This is a genomic window from Ruminococcus sp. YE71, assembly GCF_900119155.1.
Lineage (GTDB): Bacteria > Bacillota > Clostridia > Oscillospirales > Ruminococcaceae > YE71.
The window spans coordinates 127,736-145,174 of the sequence record NZ_FPIR01000001.1 but is presented as its reverse complement, the minus strand read 5'-3'; the positions used below and the strand labels follow the sequence as shown (position 1 = coordinate 145,174).

The following is a 17,439-nucleotide window of genomic DNA, read 5'->3' as shown; positions in this document are numbered from 1 at the left end:
TTGGCTTTAACGTTTTCATTCGCCTTGCGGCGAATCGGGGTCTTTCGCTCGATTCGCTGCTCTCCTGCGAAAAATAAAATCGGCAAATCGCTTGTTCTTGCGAATTTGGCGTGGTATTCTCATGCCGAGCCTTTCGGGACGGTTGTTTTTGGGTTGCCGATTTTATTATGGTGGGGACGTTTGAGCGCTTACATTTAAAAGCGGTTTTCCCTATGTGCCCACGTACCCCTCCCGAACTTTTTTAGCCTCTGGTGAATACGCTTCATTTGTGCAGTTTTTTTCTTGACCGAAAAAAATAATTTTTGCTCATTCTGCAAGTTGCTTATCGCTAATCATTCAATATCATGCCGCTTTTTGCCCATTTCTTGCCCTCTCTTGCATGAATATCTGATTTTTTATGCATAAGTTCATCATAAATTCAATTATAAGGGTGTTGACAAATCGGTTTAAATGAGGTATAATGAATTGGATAGGATTTTTGGGGAAATTTCCCCTTTTCTATAACACTAATCGGTTATTAATATTGAGAGGAGTTTTTTTACAATGGCAAGTCTGACAAAGAACCCTAACGTTAACGCTTGGGTCGATGAGATGATCGCCCTCACAAAGCCTGAAAAGGTAGTTTGGATCGACGGCAGCGATGAACAGCTTGAGGCTCTGAGACAGGAGGCTCTCGCTTCCGGTGAAATGGTGAAGATGAATCAGGATGAATATCCCGGTTGTCTCTATCACCGTACTCAGCCTAACGACGTTGCTCGCGTTGAGGACAGAACCTTCATCTGCTCCAACAAGAAGGAGGACGCAGGCCCGACCAACAACTGGATGGATCCTAATGAGATGTGGGCTATGCTCGAGCCGATGTACGACGGCGTTATGAAGGGCAGGACCATGTACGTTATCCCTTACTCCATGGGCCCGATCGGTTCCCCCCTCGCTAAGGTGGGCGTTGAGCTGACTGACTCCATCTATGTTGTTCTTAACATGGATATCATGACCAGAATGGGTACTAAGGCTTTCGAGAACCTCGGCGATACTTCCGATGACTTCGTTCGCGGTCTCCACTCCAAGGCTGACGTTGACCCCGAAAAGAGATACATCGTTCAGTTCCCCGAGAAGAATACTATCTGCTCCATCAACTCCGCTTACGGCGGTAACGTTCTCCTCGGCAAGAAGTGCTTCGCTCTGAGAATCGCTTCCTTCCAGGGTAAGAACGAGGGCTGGATGGCTGAGCATATGCTCATCCTCGGCGTTCAGAAGCCCGATGGTGACATCAAGTACATCACCGCTGCTTTCCCGTCCGCTTGCGGCAAGACCAACCTCGCAATGCTTATCCCGCCTGAGATCTACACCAAGCAGGGCTACAAGGTATTCACCGTCGGCGACGATATCGCTTGGATGAAGCAGGGCGAGGACGGCAGACTTTACGCTATCAACCCCGAGAACGGCTTCTTCGGCGTTGCTCCCGGAACTAACGCTAAGTCCAACTTCAATGCGCTCGCTTCTACCAAGAAAAACGCTATCTTCACAAACGTTGCTATCAACCTCGACAATATGACTCCCTGGTGGGAGGGTCTCGACAAGAATCCTCCTGTAAACGCTGAGGAGTGGAAGGGCGCTAAGGTCAACGGCCCCGAGTACGTTGCTTCGGGCGAAAAGCTCGCTCATCCGAACAGCCGTTTCACAGCTCCTGCTGAGAACTGCCCCTGCATCAGCCCCGAGTTCAACAATCCGAAGGGCGTGCCGGTCTCCGCTATCATCTTCGGCGGCAGACGTGCTAAGACCACTCCGCTGGTATATCAGTCCCTCGACTGGACTCACGGTACTTACATCGGTTCGGCAGTTTCTTCCGAGACTACCGCAGCTGCTACCGGTGCTGTAGGCGTGCTCCGTCACGATCCTATGGCTATGAAGCCCTTCATCGGCTACAACGTAGGCGACTACTGGAACCACTGGCTCGAAATGGGCGAGAAGCTCGGCGAGAACGCTCCTAAGATCTTCAACGTTAACTGGTTCAAGAAGGACGACGAAGGCAACTTCATGTGGCCCGGTTTCGGCGACAACATGAGAGTCCTCGACTGGATCATCAGACGCTGCGAGGGCACTGTTGACGCTCAGGAGACTCCTATCGGATACGTTCCGAAGCCTGAGGATCTCAACCTTGAGGGTCTCGGTCTCTCCGACGATCAGGTAAAGGCTCTGCTCGCAGTTGACAAGGATCTGTGGGCTGAGGAGATCAAGGAAATGAGAAGATACTACGACGAGGATATCGCTGCTAAGGGCGGCAAGATCCCCGCTGCTCTCTACAAGGAGCTCGATAAGCTCGAGGAGAGATTCAAGTAATTTTCCGCAAAAACTAAGCAAAGGCGCTCACAGGAGACTGTGGGTGCCTTTTTGCTTTGATGGCGGGTGATACACCCTCCGCAGTGCTGACGCACTAACTTGACAAAGCGGCGGAAATATAGTATAATAAAAATAGTTTTTAAAGAAAGGAATGTTTATCCTATGGGAATGACACTTACCGAAAAAATACTGCGCGCTCACCTCGTTGAGGGTGAGTACGTCAAGGGCGAGGAGATCGGCATCAGGATCGATCAGACCCTCACTCAGGACGCTACGGGTACTATGGCTTACCTCGAATTTGAGGCGATAGGCATACCGCGCGTCAAGACCGAGCGCAGCGTCGCTTACATTGACCACAATACCCTTCAGTCGGGCTTCGAGAATGCCGACGACCACCGCTTCATCGGCTCTGTTGCCAAGAAGCACGGTATCTACTTCTCCCGTCCCGGTAACGGTATCTGCCATCAGGTACACCTTGAGCGCTTCGGCGTTCCGGGCAAGACCCTCATCGGCTCCGACTCCCATACCCCCACAGGCGGCGGTATCGGCATGATCGCTATCGGTGCGGGCGGACAGGACGTTGCTGTCGCTATGGGCGGCGGCGCTTACTACATCACCTGCCCGAAGGTCGTTAAGGTGAACCTCACAGGCAAGCTGTCTCCGTGGGTCTCCGCTAAGGACGTTATCCTTCAGGTGCTCCGCATCATGTCCGTTAAGGGCGGCGTCGGCAAGGTCATCGAATATGTGGGCGATGGCGTGAAGACTCTCTCCGTTCCCGAAAGAGCGACCATCACCAACATGGGCGCAGAGCTTGGCGCTACCACCTCTATTTTCCCGTCCGATGAGATCACCCTTGAATTCCTCAAGGCTCAGGACAGAGCTGACGTATGGCAGCCCCTCGCAGCTGACGACGACGCTGAGTACGACGAGCAGATCGACATCGACCTCTCGAAGCTCGTTCCTCAGGCTGCTTGTCCTCACTCCCCCGACAACGTCAAGACCGTTGAGGAGATCGGCAAGCTGAAGGTAGATCAGGTCTGCATCGGTTCATGTACCAACAGCTCCTTCGTCGATATGATGAAGGTGGCATACATACTCAAGGGCAAGACCGTTGACCCGAGCGTTTCGCTGGCGATCGCTCCGGGATCAAAGCAGGTCCTCAACATGATCGCTAAGAACGGCGCTCTCTCCGATATGATCGACGCAGGCGCACGTATCCTTGAATCGGCTTGCGGCCCCTGCATCGGTATGGGTCAGTCGCCGAACAGCGGCGGTGTTTCCCTCAGAACCTTCAACAGAAACTTCGAGGGACGCAGCGGCACCAAGGATGGTCAGATCTACCTCGTATCGCCCGAAATGGCAGCAGTTTCCGCACTGACCGGCTACCTCACCGACCCGAGAGAGTTCCTCGGCGATATGCCCGAGTTCAAGCTGCCCGCACAGTTCGTTATCAACGACAATATGGTAGTTCCGCCTGCTTCCGAGGAGGAGATGGACAGCGTTGAAGTCCTCAGAGGACCGAACATCAAGCCCTTCCCCGAGACCAGCCCCCTCGACACCGATATCGAGTGCGGAGTTTCCCTCAAGGTCGGCGACAACATCACAACAGACCACATCATGCCCGCAGGCGCAAAGATCCTGCCCCTCCGCTCGAATATCCCGAAGATCTCCGAGCACTGCTTCACCGTATGTGACGAGGATTTCCCGAGAAGAGCGAAGAACATGGGCAAGTCGATCATCGTCGGCGGTTCCAACTACGGTCAGGGCTCGTCGCGTGAGCACGCTGCACTCGCACCGCTGTATCTCGGCGTTAAGGCAGTACTCGTGAAGAGCTTTGCAAGAATCCACAGAGCAAACCTCATCAACGCAGGCATCCTGCCGCTGACATTCGTCAACGAGGCTGACTATGATAAGATCAGCCAGGGCGACCAGATCGAGATCAAGGGCGTCCGTGCTTCTGTTGAGGCTGACAAGACAGAGCTTATCGTTGTAGATAAGACCGCAGGCGTTGAGATACCCGTACTCTGCGAGCTGACAGGCCGCACAAAGGACATCATCCTCGCAGGCGGACTGCTGGATTATACAAGAGTTCAGTTAGAGAATAAGTAAAAAAAGACCGCACAAACGAAGCGTGTTCGCCAGAGAATTAAAAAGTTTAGGAAAGGGGTCCGGGGGAGAACCCTTTCCAAAGGGTTTCCCCCGGGAAAATGAGCAGTCAACTCAAACGCCCCGTAAGCGCACCATAAAACAGTCCTCACCAAAATAAAATCGGCAGCCGACCTCAGCCGTCCCGAAAGGCGCGGAATGAGGATCCCAAATCACAATAACAAGAACACAATATCTGCCGATTTTATTTTTCGCGAGAGAGCGCAAGCGATTCGAGTGAAAGACCAAGTCGATCAACAGACCGACAAAAAACCTCACCCCCCTAAAAAGCAGGAACACATCAAAGAAGGAGCAGAAAAGAAATGTCAGTACATTATGGCCGTAATGACAGACACATAGCCAGATATAAAAAAGGAAACGGTATAGCTACCATCCTTATCACGCTGGAATGGGTCGTTATCGCCGTGAGCGGTCTTCTCGGAAAGATGCTTGGCATGGAAAACTGGCAGTTCGTAAATACACCGAATCTGCCTGCTCTTATCATCGTGTCGTTCGCTACATGGATAGGCAGCGCGTTTATCGGAAAATGGCTTTTCGGAGTCGTCGCGAACAAGTACTTCGGCGGTGACGAGGAAAAGACCAAAAAGGTCGATAAGATAGTTATGGCTGTCACAATGGTACTCTGGATGGTGCTTTTCTGCTTCGCGATAAACGCCTTCAATAAGGCGACCTACGGCGAAAACTGGGCGGAGGAGAACCGAAATAAAAATAAAGAACAAAGCTCTCAGACAAGCTGCTTTCATTATCAGCTGCCAACAGACTAAGAAAGGAACAGAATATGGAGATGACATCGACTGCTGTTATGCCCGCAGAGAAAAAAGGGCTTGACCGCAATCAGCTCAAATACCTCGTGATCTTTACGATGGTGCTCGACCACATGGCATGGGGTTTCGTGGACGCGAGAATACCCGTGCTCGGACAGGTGATGCACTTCTTCGGAAGACTCACAGGCCCTATGATGGCGTATTTCCTCGCCGAAGGCTATCACCATACACACGACGTGAGGAAGTATCAGAAACGACTCGGTATTTTCGCACTGGTCTCGTGGCTGCCTTTCGTTTTCTTTGAGGCAGGACTCGAAACCATCGCGGAAAATCCGATGGCACTTATCATTCAGGGCGTTATTTTTACACTGTTTCTCGGCATTACCGCGCTGAGAGTGTGGGACAGCGAGAAACTCTCAAAACCGCAGAAGGTCACGCTGGTGGTACTGCTGACCCTGCTTTCGCTCATCGGCGACTGGCCTATCATGGACGTGCTCGGACCGCTTTTCCTGCACGTTTACCGAAACGACAGGCGCAAAAGATGGCTCGCGATGGTACTGCTCTACGCGCCGCTGAACCTCTGTATAATGTTTATGAGCGGAAACGGACAGCCGTGGTATTACGGCTGGTATAACCTCGGGGTCGGGCTCGTGCCTTTGCTCGTGATATTCTGCTACAACGGCAGGGGCGGCAAAAAAAGCGCGTTCAACAAGTGGTTCTTTTACGTGTTCTACCCTGCGCATTTTGTTGTGCTCGGTGTGCTGAAATGGTACGTTTTCGGAGGTGTGTGATATGAACGATGAAGAAAAGCGCCGTCAGGCGATGGAAGAGTTCGAGCGACTCAAAATGCAGGGCGAAGTTCACCGCCGCTTTGAGGACAGACAGGCTCAGCTGAGACGCGAAAATATGTTCCGCAGATCGGGCTACAGCTATAGGACCAACGAAGAGGAGATAGAAGACCTTATCGAGGCCGCACCTGCCGGTATAGGCGTGCTGTTCGGCGTCGCTATCGCATTCCTGCTCGGCAGCCACGATTTGGGCGTGTATATCATTCTCGGCTCTATCGGCTTCTACGGCGGCGTGTTCGTTAAACACAACGCCTTCGGAAACGAGGACGCCGTGACCGCATTCCGCAGCACAAAACTCGCCTTCTGGATAGCCCTCGCAGGCGTTCTGGCAGGATTCCTTACCTGCCTCATGTAAATTGAGTGCAGGACTAATTTTGGGAAATACCCTTTCCAAAAATATCAAAAGTCTTTGGAAGGGGGTCTGGGGGAGAACCTTTCTTCAGAAAGGTTTCCCACAGTAAGACCTGCACTCACCCTACGTGATGCAGGAAAGAAATTGAATCGGAGGAAAATTACATGGCTAAGATTGAGATGAAGACGCCGTTAGTTGAGATGGACGGCGACGAGATGACTCGAATCATCTGGCAGGAGATAAAGGACATTCTGCTGACACCCTACATCGACCTCAAGACCGAGTACTACGACCTCGGCCTGCCGAACCGTGAGAAGACGAAGGATCAGGTCACTGTTGACTCTGCGAACGCCACCAAGAAATACGGCGTTGCGGTAAAGTGCGCGACCATCACCCCGAACGCGGCTCGTATGCCCGAGTACAACCTCTCGCAGATGTGGAAGTCGCCCAACGGCACCATCCGTGCGATGCTCGACGGCACCGTTTTCAGAGCGCCCATCCTCGTTAAGGGCATCACACCCTACATCCCCACATGGACAAAGCCTATCACCATCGCACGTCACGCATACGGCGATGTTTACAAGAACGTCGAGATGCAGGTACCCGCAGGCGCTAAGACCGAGCTGGTATGCACCGCTCCCGACGGCACCGTTACCAAGGAGACCATCCACGAGTTCACCGAGGGCGCAGGCATCATCCAGGGTCTGCACAACCGCGACGACTCCATCGGCTCCTTCGCAAGAGCCTGCTTCAACTACGCGCTCGACACCAAGCAGGACGTTTGGTTCGCGACCAAGGACACCATCTCGAAGAAGTACGACCACCGCTTCAAGGACATTTTCGCCGAGATATTCGAGGCTGAGTACAAGGAGAAGTTCGCGGCGGCAGGCATCGAGTATTTCTACACCCTCATTGACGACGCTGTTGCAAGAGTTATCCGTTCCGAGGGCGGCTACATCTGGGCTTGCAAGAACTACGACGGCGACGTTATGAGCGACATGGTAGCTACCGCATACGGTTCGCTGGCTATGATGACTTCGGTGCTCGTTTCGCCCGACGGCATCTACGAGTACGAAGCTGCACACGGCACTGTTCAGCGCCACTACTACAAGCACCTGAAGGGCGAGCCGACCTCGACCAACTCTGTTGCGACGCTGTTTGCGTGGACAGGTGCGCTGAGAAAGCGCGGCGAGCTGGATAACCTGCCCGAGCTGATGGCGTTTGCCGACAAGCTGGAGAAGGCGACCATCCGGACCATTGAGGACGGCGTTATGACAGGCGACCTGTATCTGCTGTCGAAGCTGGAGAACAAGCAGAAGGTAGGCACTGAGGAATTCCTGAGAGCCGTTGACGAGAGACTGAAAGCACTTCTGTAAAATCTAAAAAAGCCCCCGCAGTCTGTGCGGCAGGACAGCCTGCACAGACTGCGTTTTTTTCGCGGTACGTTCGGCTGCGCCTCACTCCATGAGTGCGGGATGGGGAAGCAGGCACCACTCCGTGTGAAGAACCGAAAGACCCGCACAAACGAAGCGTGTTCGCCAGAGAATCAAAAAGTTTAGGAAAGGGGTCTGGGGGAGAACCCTTTTCAAAGGGTTTCCCCCAGGAAAATGAGCAGTCAGCTCAAACATCACGTAAGCGCGCAAACATTCCCCACCAAACAAATAAAATCGGCAGCCCGGATCGACCGCCCCGAAAGGCTCGGCATGAGAAGTCCCAGCCACAAGAGCAAGAACACAAGATCTGCCGATTTTATTTTTCGCGAGAGAGCGCCAGCGATTCGAGTGAAACTCCAAAGTCGGTCGCAAGACCGACCAAAAGCCCCCCCATATATCCTAAACCCACAGTATTCCGCAACACCACGAAAAAAAACATCGGACCAAGTCCCCAAAAAACAAAATACACCCCAAAAATCACATTCCGAAAGGAGCAACCAAAGATGAGCTTTTCCGCAGAGGTGGACCTGCTGACAACACTGAACCTCGCGATGCAGCAGAACTATATTCCCCTCATCAAAAGCATAGTGGTCAGAAACGACGGCGATACGCCTGTGTACGGTCTGCACGTCAGGGTCACTTCCGAACCCGAGTTCGTGAGGGATTTCACCGCTGACATCGAAAAGGCAGAACCGCATCAGCCTGTCGAACTGTCGCCTGTCAGACTTCTGCTCTCGACCGAATACCTGTTCTCGCTGACCGAGAATATGGCGGCGATCGTCCGCGTCGAGATAACCGCGGATTCGCCCGAGGGCGGCGAAACTACCCTCTGGTGCGAGGATAAGCCCGTAGACCTGATGCCCCATAACCACTGGCTCGGTACACGGATACTGCCCGAAATGACCGCGGCGTTCGTTACCCCGAACCACCCCGCCGTTTCGCAGATCACCGCTAAGGCGGCTTCATACCTCGCCGAATGGACGGGCGACCCTTCCTTTACGGGCTACCTGACCCGAAACCCAAACATCGTCAAGAAACAGGCAGCCGCACTCTACGCCGCTTTGCAGGCTGAGAATATCGCGTATATCGTGCCGCCGCCGTCCTATAACAGCGTGGGTCAGCGCGTGCGGCTCGCCGATACCGTCCTGACTGCCAAGCAGGGAACCTGCATCGACCTCGCCCTGCTGTACGCTTCCTGCCTCGAAGCCGCCGGCATCAACCCCCTCGTGGTGGTCATCGAGGGTCACGCCTTCGCAGGTTTCTGGCTCGAAAAACAGACCTTCCCCGAGTGCGTCAACGACGACCCTGCCGCCCTCACCAAACGCGCCGCACGCGGTATCGACGAGCTCTGCCTTATCGAATGCACCGCCTTCACCGCAGGCAAGGACAGCACCGACTTCGAGAACGCCGAACGGCTGGCACTCTCCCACCTTGACGATACCGCCGCTTTCGACCTGACTATCGACATCGCAAGATGCCGCGCCAGCGGTATCCGACCCATCCCCATGAAGCTGGAGGAAGCGGACAGGATGGTCGCCGCCGACTGCAAGTCCGCCGCAAATACCGTCACCGCCGCTCCGAAGGACATCGACATGAACATCCACGGCGTCACCGCCGAAGCGCAGGAGCTGACCAAACAGGCGGTCTGGGAACGCAAGCTCCTCGACCTCAGTCTGCGCAACTCGCTGCTCAATTTTCGACCGGGGGCTATGAGCGTTCAGCTGATGACCGCCGAGCTCGCACGGCTTGAGGACGAGATCTCCCGCGGCGAGAGCTTCAAGATCATGCCCATGCCCGCCGAACAGTCCTTCAAGGCGTCCGACAGCAAGATCTTCGAGCTCGAAAACAACGCCGAGCAGATCAAGGCTATCTCCGAGTCGGAGTTCACCAGCTTCCGCCTTCGCAGCTTCTGCCACGCCGACGAGCTGGAGATCAAGCTCAAGAAACTCCACCGCAGCGCAAAGCAGTCCCTCGAAGAAAACGGCGCGAATACGCTGTACCTTGCACTGGGATTCCTCAAATGGTTCGAGACCGACCGCAGCGAAAAGCCGCGCTACGCACCCCTCGTGCTCATCCCCGTGGATCTGGTGAAGAACCTCCGCGAACGCGCATATTCGCTCCGCATCCGCGATGAGGACGCGCAGATGAACGTCACCCTCCTCGAAATGCTGCGTCAGGATCACGGCATCACCGTCAGCGGTCTTGACCCCCTGCCGCAGGACGAGAGCGGCGCCGACCTGGCACTCGTGTTCAACACCATGCGTCAGAGCGTCATGGCGAAGCCGCGCTGGGACGTTGAGGAAGCGGCGTTCATCGGGCAGTTCTCCTTCTCCCAGTTCATCATGTGGAACGACCTGAAAAACCGCAGCGACGATCTGGCGAAGAACAAGGTCGTCCGCTCACTGATGTCGGGCAGGCTCGAATGGGAGCCGCAGAACGGTCAGCTCGACGTCCGCAGTCTCGACAGCACCGTGAAGCCTGCCGACATGGCGATCCCCACCTCTGCCGACTCGTCTCAGCTGGCGGCTATCTACGCCGCCGCACAGGGCGAGAGCTTCGTGCTTCACGGCCCTCCAGGAACGGGCAAGAGCCAGACCATCACCAACCTCATCGCAAACGCGCTGTTTTCGGGCAAGAGCGTGCTGTTCGTCGCCGAGAAGATGGCGGCGCTGTCTGTGGTGCAGAACCGCCTTGCGAAGATAGGTCTTGACCCCTTCTGCCTCGAACTTCACTCCAACAAGGCTCAGAAACGTGCCGTTCTCTCACAGCTCGAAGCGACGCTGAACGTGGGGCGCATCAAGGAGCCCTCAGATTACGCGCGCACCGCTGAAAATCTCCACCTGATGCGTGAGCGCCTGAACACCGAGATCGAACGCCTGCACAGGAAAATGCCTGTGGGCATGACCCTCTACGACGCCATAGTCGGCTACGACCCGAAGGGCGAATTCGCGCCGCTCAGAGGTTTCACGCAGGAGTACGCCGCAACCCTCACCCCCGAACTGCACGACAGGCTCAGGAACGCCGTTTCGCAGACCGCCGCAGTCGGCACAAGGCTTGGGGACATCTCTGCGTCGCCGCTCCGTGACTACATCATGTGCGACTACTCCCCCGAGATACGCGACCGCTTCCTGTCCCTCTGCCGCGACACCGCTGCCGCCGCAGACCGCGAGCGCACTGCCTGCGAAAAGCTCTGCGCCGCCGCGAAGGAATCCCTCGACCTCAGCGCCGTCAGCCGCAAGAGACTGACCGACACCGCCGAACAGCTCTCGCAGAAGCGTGCGGCTGTGAACGCCGAACGCGCCGAGCTCGACCGCATTTTTGAAAAGAGCGTCTTTGACCTGAACGCCGCCGAGATGAAGCTGAACATCAAACGCGCCGAGCAGAAATGGGCGCTCCCTCAGCACTTCGCGCTCAAAAAGCTGGCGAAGGAGCTGGACATCCACTGCAAGCAGACGGGCACCGTCACGAAGGACAACCTCGCCGCGTCGGTGGAGCGGCTCATCGCATACGGCGAGCAGACCGCCGAGCTGACCGCGCTCGAACAGCAGAACAAGCTGGCGAACGAGTCGGAAGCCGCCGAATTCTGCCGCCTGTACGACGAGGAAAAAGCCGCACGCGCCGAGTACGACCGCGTGGTCAACGGCGATTTCGCAAAGTACGTGGACATCACCGCCTGCAACAACAGCGAGAACGTCTTTGAAGCCGTCACCGACGCCGCTTCAAAGCTGGCGAGAAATTCCGACCGCCTGCGTGAGCGTTCCGCGCTCCAGCGTTCGCTGAACGAGCTGAACGAGCTGGGTGCGGGCATCATCGGCGAGCTGTACATGAGCGGAAAAGTCCCTGCCGAAAAGCTCTCGGCTGCCTTTGACCATATGATTTGCCGCACCGTGATAGATACGGCGTTCCGCGACGATCCCGCAATAGGCACATTCAGCGAGGCGCAGTTCGACGACGAGGTGGAGCGCTACCGCGAGACCCTCGACTCATTCAGCCGCCTGACCGTTCAGGAGCTTTGCGCAAGGCTGTCGGCGAACGTGCCGAACACCTCGGCAGGCAAGGGAAGCTCAGAGCTTGCGACCCTGCAAAAGGCTATCCGCAGCGGCGGACGTATGCTCTCCATCCGAAAGCTGTTCGACCAGATACCGAACCTGCTGCGCCGCATCTGCCCCTGTATGCTGATGTCGCCCATCTCGGTGGCTCAGTACATCGACCCGAACTTCCCGAAATTCGACCTTGTCGTGTTCGACGAAGCCTCGCAGCTGCCCACCGCCGAAGCGGTCGGAGCGATAGCGCGCGGCGAGAACGTGGTAGTCGTGGGCGACCCCCGACAGCTGCCGCCGACCAGCTTCTTCTCCACCGCCCACATTGACGAGGAGAACTACGACAAGGAAGACCTGGAGAGCGTGCTGGACGACTGCCTCGCCCTCACCATGCCCTCGAAGCACCTGCTGTGGCACTACCGTTCGCGCCACGAGAGCCTTATCGCCTTCTCGAACGCGCGTTTCTACGAGAACAAGCTGCTGACCTTCCCCTCCCCCGATGACCTCGACTCAAAGGTCAGCTGGGTACACGTTGACGGCGTGTACGACAAGGGCAAGACCAAGCAGAACCGCGCCGAGGGCGAAGCGGTGGTGGCTGAGATATGCCGCCGCCTGCGCGACCCCGTTCTCTGCCGCGAGAGTATCGGCGTTGTGACCTTCAGCATCGTTCAGCAGAACCTGATAGACGACCTGCTGTCCGACGCGTTCCTTGCCGACCCGTCCCTCGAAACGGCTGCGAACGCCATGTACGAGCCGATAATCATCAAGAATCTCGAAAACGTGCAGGGCGACGAGCGCGACGTGATACTGTTCAGCGTGGGCTACGGTCCCGACAAGGACGGCAAGGTGTCGATGAATTTCGGTCCCCTCAACCGTGACGGCGGCTGGAGACGACTGAACGTTGCGGTCTCCCGTGCGAGAAAGGCGATGACCGTTTACTCGACCCTGCGACCCGAGCAGATAGACATGAGCCGCACCCGTTCCGACGGCGTGGAACAGCTCAAAGCCTTCCTCGAATTCGCGGCGAAGGGCAAGCAGGCACTGGCGGTCAACGCCGCCGACAGCCGAACCGTTTCCGACGGTTTTGCGGAAGAGCTTGCCGAGCGTCTGCGCCGTGAGGGCTACGACGTGAGAACGAGCGTCGGCTGTTCGGGCTACCGCGTTGACCTTGCGATAGTCGATCCCGACGAACCTTCGCGCTACCTGCTGGGCGTTATCTGCGACGGCAGACAGCACTTCGACAACGCCACCGCCCGCGACCGCCACATCGTCCAGCCGTCCGTGCTGGAGGGTCTCGGCTGGAAGCTGCACACCGTTCATGCCCTCGACTGGCTGAACGACCACGACAAGGTGGTGGAGGACGTAAAGACCTCGGCAGAGGATGCGCTGTACATCAAGCGCAATCCCCCCGAGCCCGAGGACATCCCCGAGCCGCCGAAGCCGATAGCCGCGCCGCCGATTGAGTTCGAGCGTGAGGAAGCGCCCTCGCCGCTGGCAGAACGCTGCGAGAAATACTCGGCGTGGGAGGTGCAGGCATCGGGCACGTCAAAGGACTTCTACCTGCCCGAAACGCTCCCGAAGATAGCCGAGAACATCGGCTGGATTATCGAAGCCGAAGCACCCGTTTCCCTGCAAAGCGTCAAAAAGCGCATCATCGCGGCGTGGGGCATCTCCCGCGCAGGCAGTAAGGTGGACGCTGTCTTCCTCGAAGCGGTGAACAAGGCTGGCGGCATCATCCGCGAATACGAGAGCGGTGCGGAGTTCATCTGGGCGGCATGGCAGCTGCCCGACGCCTACGACGGCTGCCGCGTGCCTGCCGAGGGCGAGAAGCACAAGCGTCCCCTCGACGAGATAGCTCCCGAAGAGATAGCGGCGGCAGCTCAGCTCATAATCTCGGAGCAGATAGCTATGAGCGTCACCGACCTCGAACGCGAAACAGCCCGTCTGTTCGGCTGCCCGCGCCTGACCGACACCGCGAAAGCATCCCTCTCCGAAGGCATCGGCAGAGCACAGGAACTCGGCAAAATAATCATCTCCGAAGACAAAGTGACCATGCCTTAAACATCGCCCCTGAGTGCTTTAATAGTGCTCGGGGGCGATGCTGTCTGCGGGTGATATTGGGGGAGACCCTTTTGAAAAAGGGTCTCCCCCAAACCCCCTCACTAAAACTTTTAATACTTTTTGGCTTTTGGGTGCTTCTTCATTATTTTGTGTTGGTCGGAAAGTTAGTAGTTTTTCTTCTCATTAGTGTGACCTTGCCAAAAAGACGTTCAATAGAGCGTAACGCACTATTTGAGCGTATTCATCAGAAGACATCTCCTGAAATGTCAAGGGACTATCTTCACGACCACAACAAACAAAAACATATTAAAAGTCTTTGGAAAGGGGGCCGCCTTAGCTACGCACGGCAAGGGGAGAACCTTTCTTCAGAAAGGTTTCCCCCAGCGAACACCCCAGCGAACACCCCGCAGACTTTCGGCAGCAGAAAAGCCATAGTACATTGAAGTACTATGGCTCAAATTCTGAACTGTGTGTTTTTGCTTAAACCTCAGCGATGACTTCAACTTCCACGAGGACGTTCTTGGGGAGAGTCTTTACAGCCACGCAGGAACGTGCGGGCTTGGAGGTGAAGTACTTGCCGTAGATCTCGTTGAATGCGCCGAAATCGCCCATATCAGCGAGGAAGCAAACGGTCTTTACAGCCTTGTCGAGGGAGCTGCCTGCCGCTTCAAGAAGGTTCTTGAGGTTCTGGCATACCTGCTCGGTCTGACCCTCGATAGTGTCAGCCTCAACGTTGCCTGTTGCAGGGTTGATAGCGATCTGACCCGAGGTGAATACAAGTCCGCCCACTACCTTTGCCTGCGAATAGGGTCCGATAGCGTCGGGTGCGTTTTTTGTGTAGATAGTTTCTGCCATGTTGATCTGCTCCTTTTTAAATAAATTCCTGCCGATCCGTATAGGTGTGCTGTTGACAGCGGACATTCATTCCGGATTTTCAAAGGGGTTCTCCCCCGTTAATACCCGCACAACCCGATACGTTCGGAAAATTATTGCGGTGAGAGGTAGTTGCCGTCGCCGTCCCTGTAGCTGTCGGAGGCGATCATTATGAGATCGATGATCGTTCCGATACCCCAGAGACCTGCGGTACACAGCCAGAGGATGCCCGTGCCGATCTTTCCCGTTGCGAGGCGGTGGATGCCGCCCACTCCGATGAAACCGAGGCAGCACAGCAGAAGCGTGTTGGTCTTCTTGTACTTGCCAAGGGTCTTGACCGTCGGCGAATAGCTGTTGTACTGGTTATACTGGTTGTATTGATTGTACTGATTGTACTGGTTGTACTGATTAAAGCCGTTCTGACCCTGCTGCTGGCTGTAGTCGGGTACGACTTCAGAGGGCGCACGGTAGGTCACGTTCGGAAAACCGCCGTTGTCCTGCTGAACAGTCGGCGCTGTAGGCTGGAACTGCGGCATCTCGACCCGCGGCTGTTCGCCGTACTGTCGGGTGTTCTGCTCGGGAAACGGTGCTCCGCAGTAGATACAGAACTTGCCGCCCTCAAGCGTTTCGTTTCCGCACGACATACATAACATCTTGCAGTCCTCCCTTTGTTTTGTTCTCTGATCTCTGTTATCTGTTCACTATCCTGAAACCTGCCTCGGTGAGAGCCGTGCGGATCTCCTTGATGTGGTCGAAGTCTCTTGTTTCGAGGACGATGCGGAGGATACAGTCGGTGATGTCGCTGTCCTCGCTCGCACGTTCGTGGTGGATGGAAACAACGTTTCCGCCGAGGTTCGCGATGACCTGCGAAACGCCCACGAGCTGCCCGGGCTTGTCCTCAAGCTGGATAGCCAGCGTATCGGAGCGGCCCGACTTGAGCAGACCGCGCTTGATGACTCTCGAAAGTATGGTAACGTCGATATTGCCGCCCGAAACGAGGCAAACGACCTTCTTGCCCTTTACGGGAACCTTGTTGAACATAACAGCCGCCACCGAAACAGCGCCTGCGCCTTCGGAGATGAGCTTGTGCTGTTCGATGAGTGCGAGTATCGCGGAGCTGACCTCGTCGTCGGTAACGGTAACGACGTCGTCCACGAACTTCTTGCAGTACTCGAAAGTATTCTCGCCTGGTTCCTTTACCTTGATGCCGTCAGCGATAGTCGAAACGCTGTCGAGGCATTCTATCTTGCCATCCTTGAGGGAGTTCACCATCGAGGGTGCGCCTGCCGCCTGAACGCCGTAAACCTTGATATTCGGGTTAAGGGTCTTGAGTGCGAAAGCCACGCCCGAGATAAGTCCGCCGCCGCCCACAGGCACAACTACAGCGTCAAGGTCGGGGAGCTGTTCGATAAGTTCGAGACCGATAGTACCCTGACCTGCGATAACATTCTCGTCATCGAAGGGGTGAACGAAGGTATATCCGTGCTCGTCGCGCTGTCTGAGCGCCTCATTGTAAGCGTCGTCATACACGCCTGGAACAAGGCATATCTCCGCGCCGTAGCTCTTTGTAGCCTCGACCTTCGAGATAGGTGCGCCGTCGGGCAGGCAGATAACAGCCTTGATGCCGTTCTTCTGAGCCGCGAGCGCAACGCCCTGAGCATGGTTTCCTGCCGAGCAGGCAACGACACCTCGTGCCTTTTCCTCATCGGTCAGCTGAGAGATCTTGAAATACGCGCCCCTTACCTTGAACGAACCCGTGACCTGCAAATTCTCGGTCTTGAGATAAACGTCCGCATCGGGGTTTATTTTCGGTGCTTTTATGCACTGCGTAGGTCTTATCACCTCTTTGAGAACATGAGATGCTTTGTAAACCTTGTCAAGTGAAAGCATTAATGGTCATTCCTTTCGAGTGTTATATATCCATATATAAGTTATATTTTACTACAATCAGTTTGAAATGTCAAGAGAAATTTTATTAAGATAAAGCACTAAATACTCTCGTTTTTTGTGCTATTGTACGAGGGGGTGTTGGTGCGGAGCTTTGCTTTTTGCTTCTTTTTGGGGGTTATTTACGGGCTTTTGAGCGGCGCTTGGGGGTTTCACTCGAATCGCTGACGCTCTCTCGCGAAAATAAAATCGGCAGATCGCGTGTTCCTGTACGATCTGCCGAATCTTTCTGTTTGCGCCTTTTTTGACGTTTTATTTTGGGTCTGCCGATTTTATTGGCGGGTACGGGGATGTTGCAGCTGAGGCGGGGTTTTCCCAGGGGCTGCCGCCCCCGGACCCCTGCCAAGCGCGGTGGCGCTTGACCCACTTGAACGCAGCTTCATGTGTGCGGGTCTGTTTTTTTGAGCTCGGAAGGGGTGTTTGTCGGGTGACATCTTCTGAAAAAAGGTTCTTTCTCAAACCTCTCTTAGGGCTTCACTCTTTTTGGCAAGGGGTATCCACCTGCCAAAAACACCGCAAAATGATGAATCTGCTCTTTTTATCTGAAACAGGATACCCCTTGCCAAAAAGCATTAAAAGTCTTTGGAAGGGGGTTCGGGGGAGAACCTTTCTTCA

Annotated in this window: 10 protein-coding genes; 7 read left to right on the top strand and 3 right to left on the bottom strand. The window is 55.3% G+C overall.

Annotated features, from left to right (window positions below; all coding sequences use genetic code 11):
- Positions 1-543: 543 nt before the first annotated feature.
- The 7 genes from BT142_RS00570 to BT142_RS00540 all read left to right on the top strand — a co-directional run bounded on the left by BT142_RS00570 (position 544) and on the right by BT142_RS00540 (position 14,004).
- Positions 544-2,340 carry a phosphoenolpyruvate carboxykinase (GTP) gene (locus BT142_RS00570; protein ID WP_207645630.1) on the top strand — a complete coding sequence of 599 codons (1,797 nt, stop codon included), beginning with the start codon at positions 544-546 and terminating at the stop codon, positions 2,338-2,340.
- 162 nt (positions 2,341-2,502) lie between these two features.
- On the top strand, positions 2,503-4,449 hold the full coding sequence (locus tag BT142_RS00565) for an aconitate hydratase (RefSeq protein ID WP_072416258.1): 1,947 nt from the start codon (positions 2,503-2,505) through the stop codon (positions 4,447-4,449).
- 359 nt (positions 4,450-4,808) lie between these two features.
- Entirely contained in the window at positions 4,809-5,270 is a 462-nt protein-coding gene (locus tag BT142_RS00560) for a hypothetical protein (RefSeq protein WP_072416257.1), read from the top strand.
- 14 nt (positions 5,271-5,284) lie between these two features.
- The gene (locus tag BT142_RS00555; protein ID WP_072416256.1) at positions 5,285-6,061 is read left to right on the top strand and encodes a TraX family protein; all 777 of its coding nucleotides are present in this window, start codon (positions 5,285-5,287) and stop codon (positions 6,059-6,061) included.
- Position 6,062: 1 nt separating this feature from the next.
- Positions 6,063-6,473 (top strand): hypothetical protein, encoded by a 411-nt coding sequence (locus BT142_RS00550; protein ID WP_072416255.1) that lies wholly within the window; start codon positions 6,063-6,065, stop codon positions 6,471-6,473.
- A 161-nt stretch (positions 6,474-6,634) separates the two neighbouring features.
- On the top strand, positions 6,635-7,846 hold the full coding sequence (locus tag BT142_RS00545; RefSeq protein ID WP_072416254.1) for an NADP-dependent isocitrate dehydrogenase: 1,212 nt from the start codon (positions 6,635-6,637) through the stop codon (positions 7,844-7,846).
- 560 nt (positions 7,847-8,406) lie between these two features.
- Positions 8,407-14,004 (top strand): DUF3320 domain-containing protein, encoded by a 5,598-nt coding sequence (locus BT142_RS00540; RefSeq protein WP_072416253.1) that lies wholly within the window; start codon positions 8,407-8,409, stop codon positions 14,002-14,004.
- Between the two features lie 480 nt (positions 14,005-14,484).
- On the opposite strand, the gene BT142_RS00530 is transcribed toward BT142_RS00540, so the two are convergent.
- The 3 genes from BT142_RS00530 to ilvA all read right to left on the bottom strand — a co-directional run bounded on the left by BT142_RS00530 (position 14,485) and on the right by ilvA (position 16,767).
- Positions 14,485-14,859 (bottom strand): RidA family protein, encoded by a 375-nt coding sequence (locus tag BT142_RS00530; protein WP_072416251.1) that lies wholly within the window; start codon positions 14,857-14,859, stop codon positions 14,485-14,487.
- 131 nt (positions 14,860-14,990) lie between these two features.
- On the bottom strand, positions 14,991-15,530 hold the full coding sequence (locus BT142_RS18375; RefSeq protein ID WP_242871893.1) for a TM2 domain-containing protein: 540 nt from the start codon (positions 15,528-15,530) through the stop codon (positions 14,991-14,993).
- A gap of 37 nt (positions 15,531-15,567) precedes the next feature.
- Positions 15,568-16,767: a threonine ammonia-lyase gene (ilvA, locus tag BT142_RS00520; RefSeq protein WP_072416250.1), complete on the bottom strand. Its 1,200-nt coding sequence runs from the start codon at positions 16,765-16,767 to the stop codon at positions 15,568-15,570.
- Positions 16,768-17,439: the final 672 nt, after the last annotated feature.

Bases quoted from the DNA above. Each gene is read 5' to 3' on its own strand.
- BT142_RS00570 (WP_207645630.1), top strand. From the start codon at position 544: ATGGCAAGTCTGACAAAGAACCCTAACGTTAACGCTTGGGTCGATGAG.
- BT142_RS00565 (WP_072416258.1), top strand. From the start codon at position 2,503: ATGGGAATGACACTTACCGAAAAAATACTGCGCGCTCACCTCGTTGAG.
- BT142_RS00560 (WP_072416257.1), top strand. From the start codon at position 4,809: ATGTCAGTACATTATGGCCGTAATGACAGACACATAGCCAGATATAAA.
- BT142_RS00555 (WP_072416256.1), top strand. From the start codon at position 5,285: ATGGAGATGACATCGACTGCTGTTATGCCCGCAGAGAAAAAAGGGCTT.
- BT142_RS00550 (WP_072416255.1), top strand. From the start codon at position 6,063: ATGAACGATGAAGAAAAGCGCCGTCAGGCGATGGAAGAGTTCGAGCGA.
- BT142_RS00545 (WP_072416254.1), top strand. From the start codon at position 6,635: ATGGCTAAGATTGAGATGAAGACGCCGTTAGTTGAGATGGACGGCGAC.
- BT142_RS00540 (WP_072416253.1), top strand. From the start codon at position 8,407: ATGAGCTTTTCCGCAGAGGTGGACCTGCTGACAACACTGAACCTCGCG.
- BT142_RS00530 (WP_072416251.1), bottom strand. From the start codon at position 14,859: ATGGCAGAAACTATCTACACAAAAAACGCACCCGACGCTATCGGACCC.
- BT142_RS18375 (WP_242871893.1), bottom strand. From the start codon at position 15,530: ATGTTATGTATGTCGTGCGGAAACGAAACGCTTGAGGGCGGCAAGTTC.
- ilvA (WP_072416250.1), bottom strand. From the start codon at position 16,767: ATGCTTTCACTTGACAAGGTTTACAAAGCATCTCATGTTCTCAAAGAG.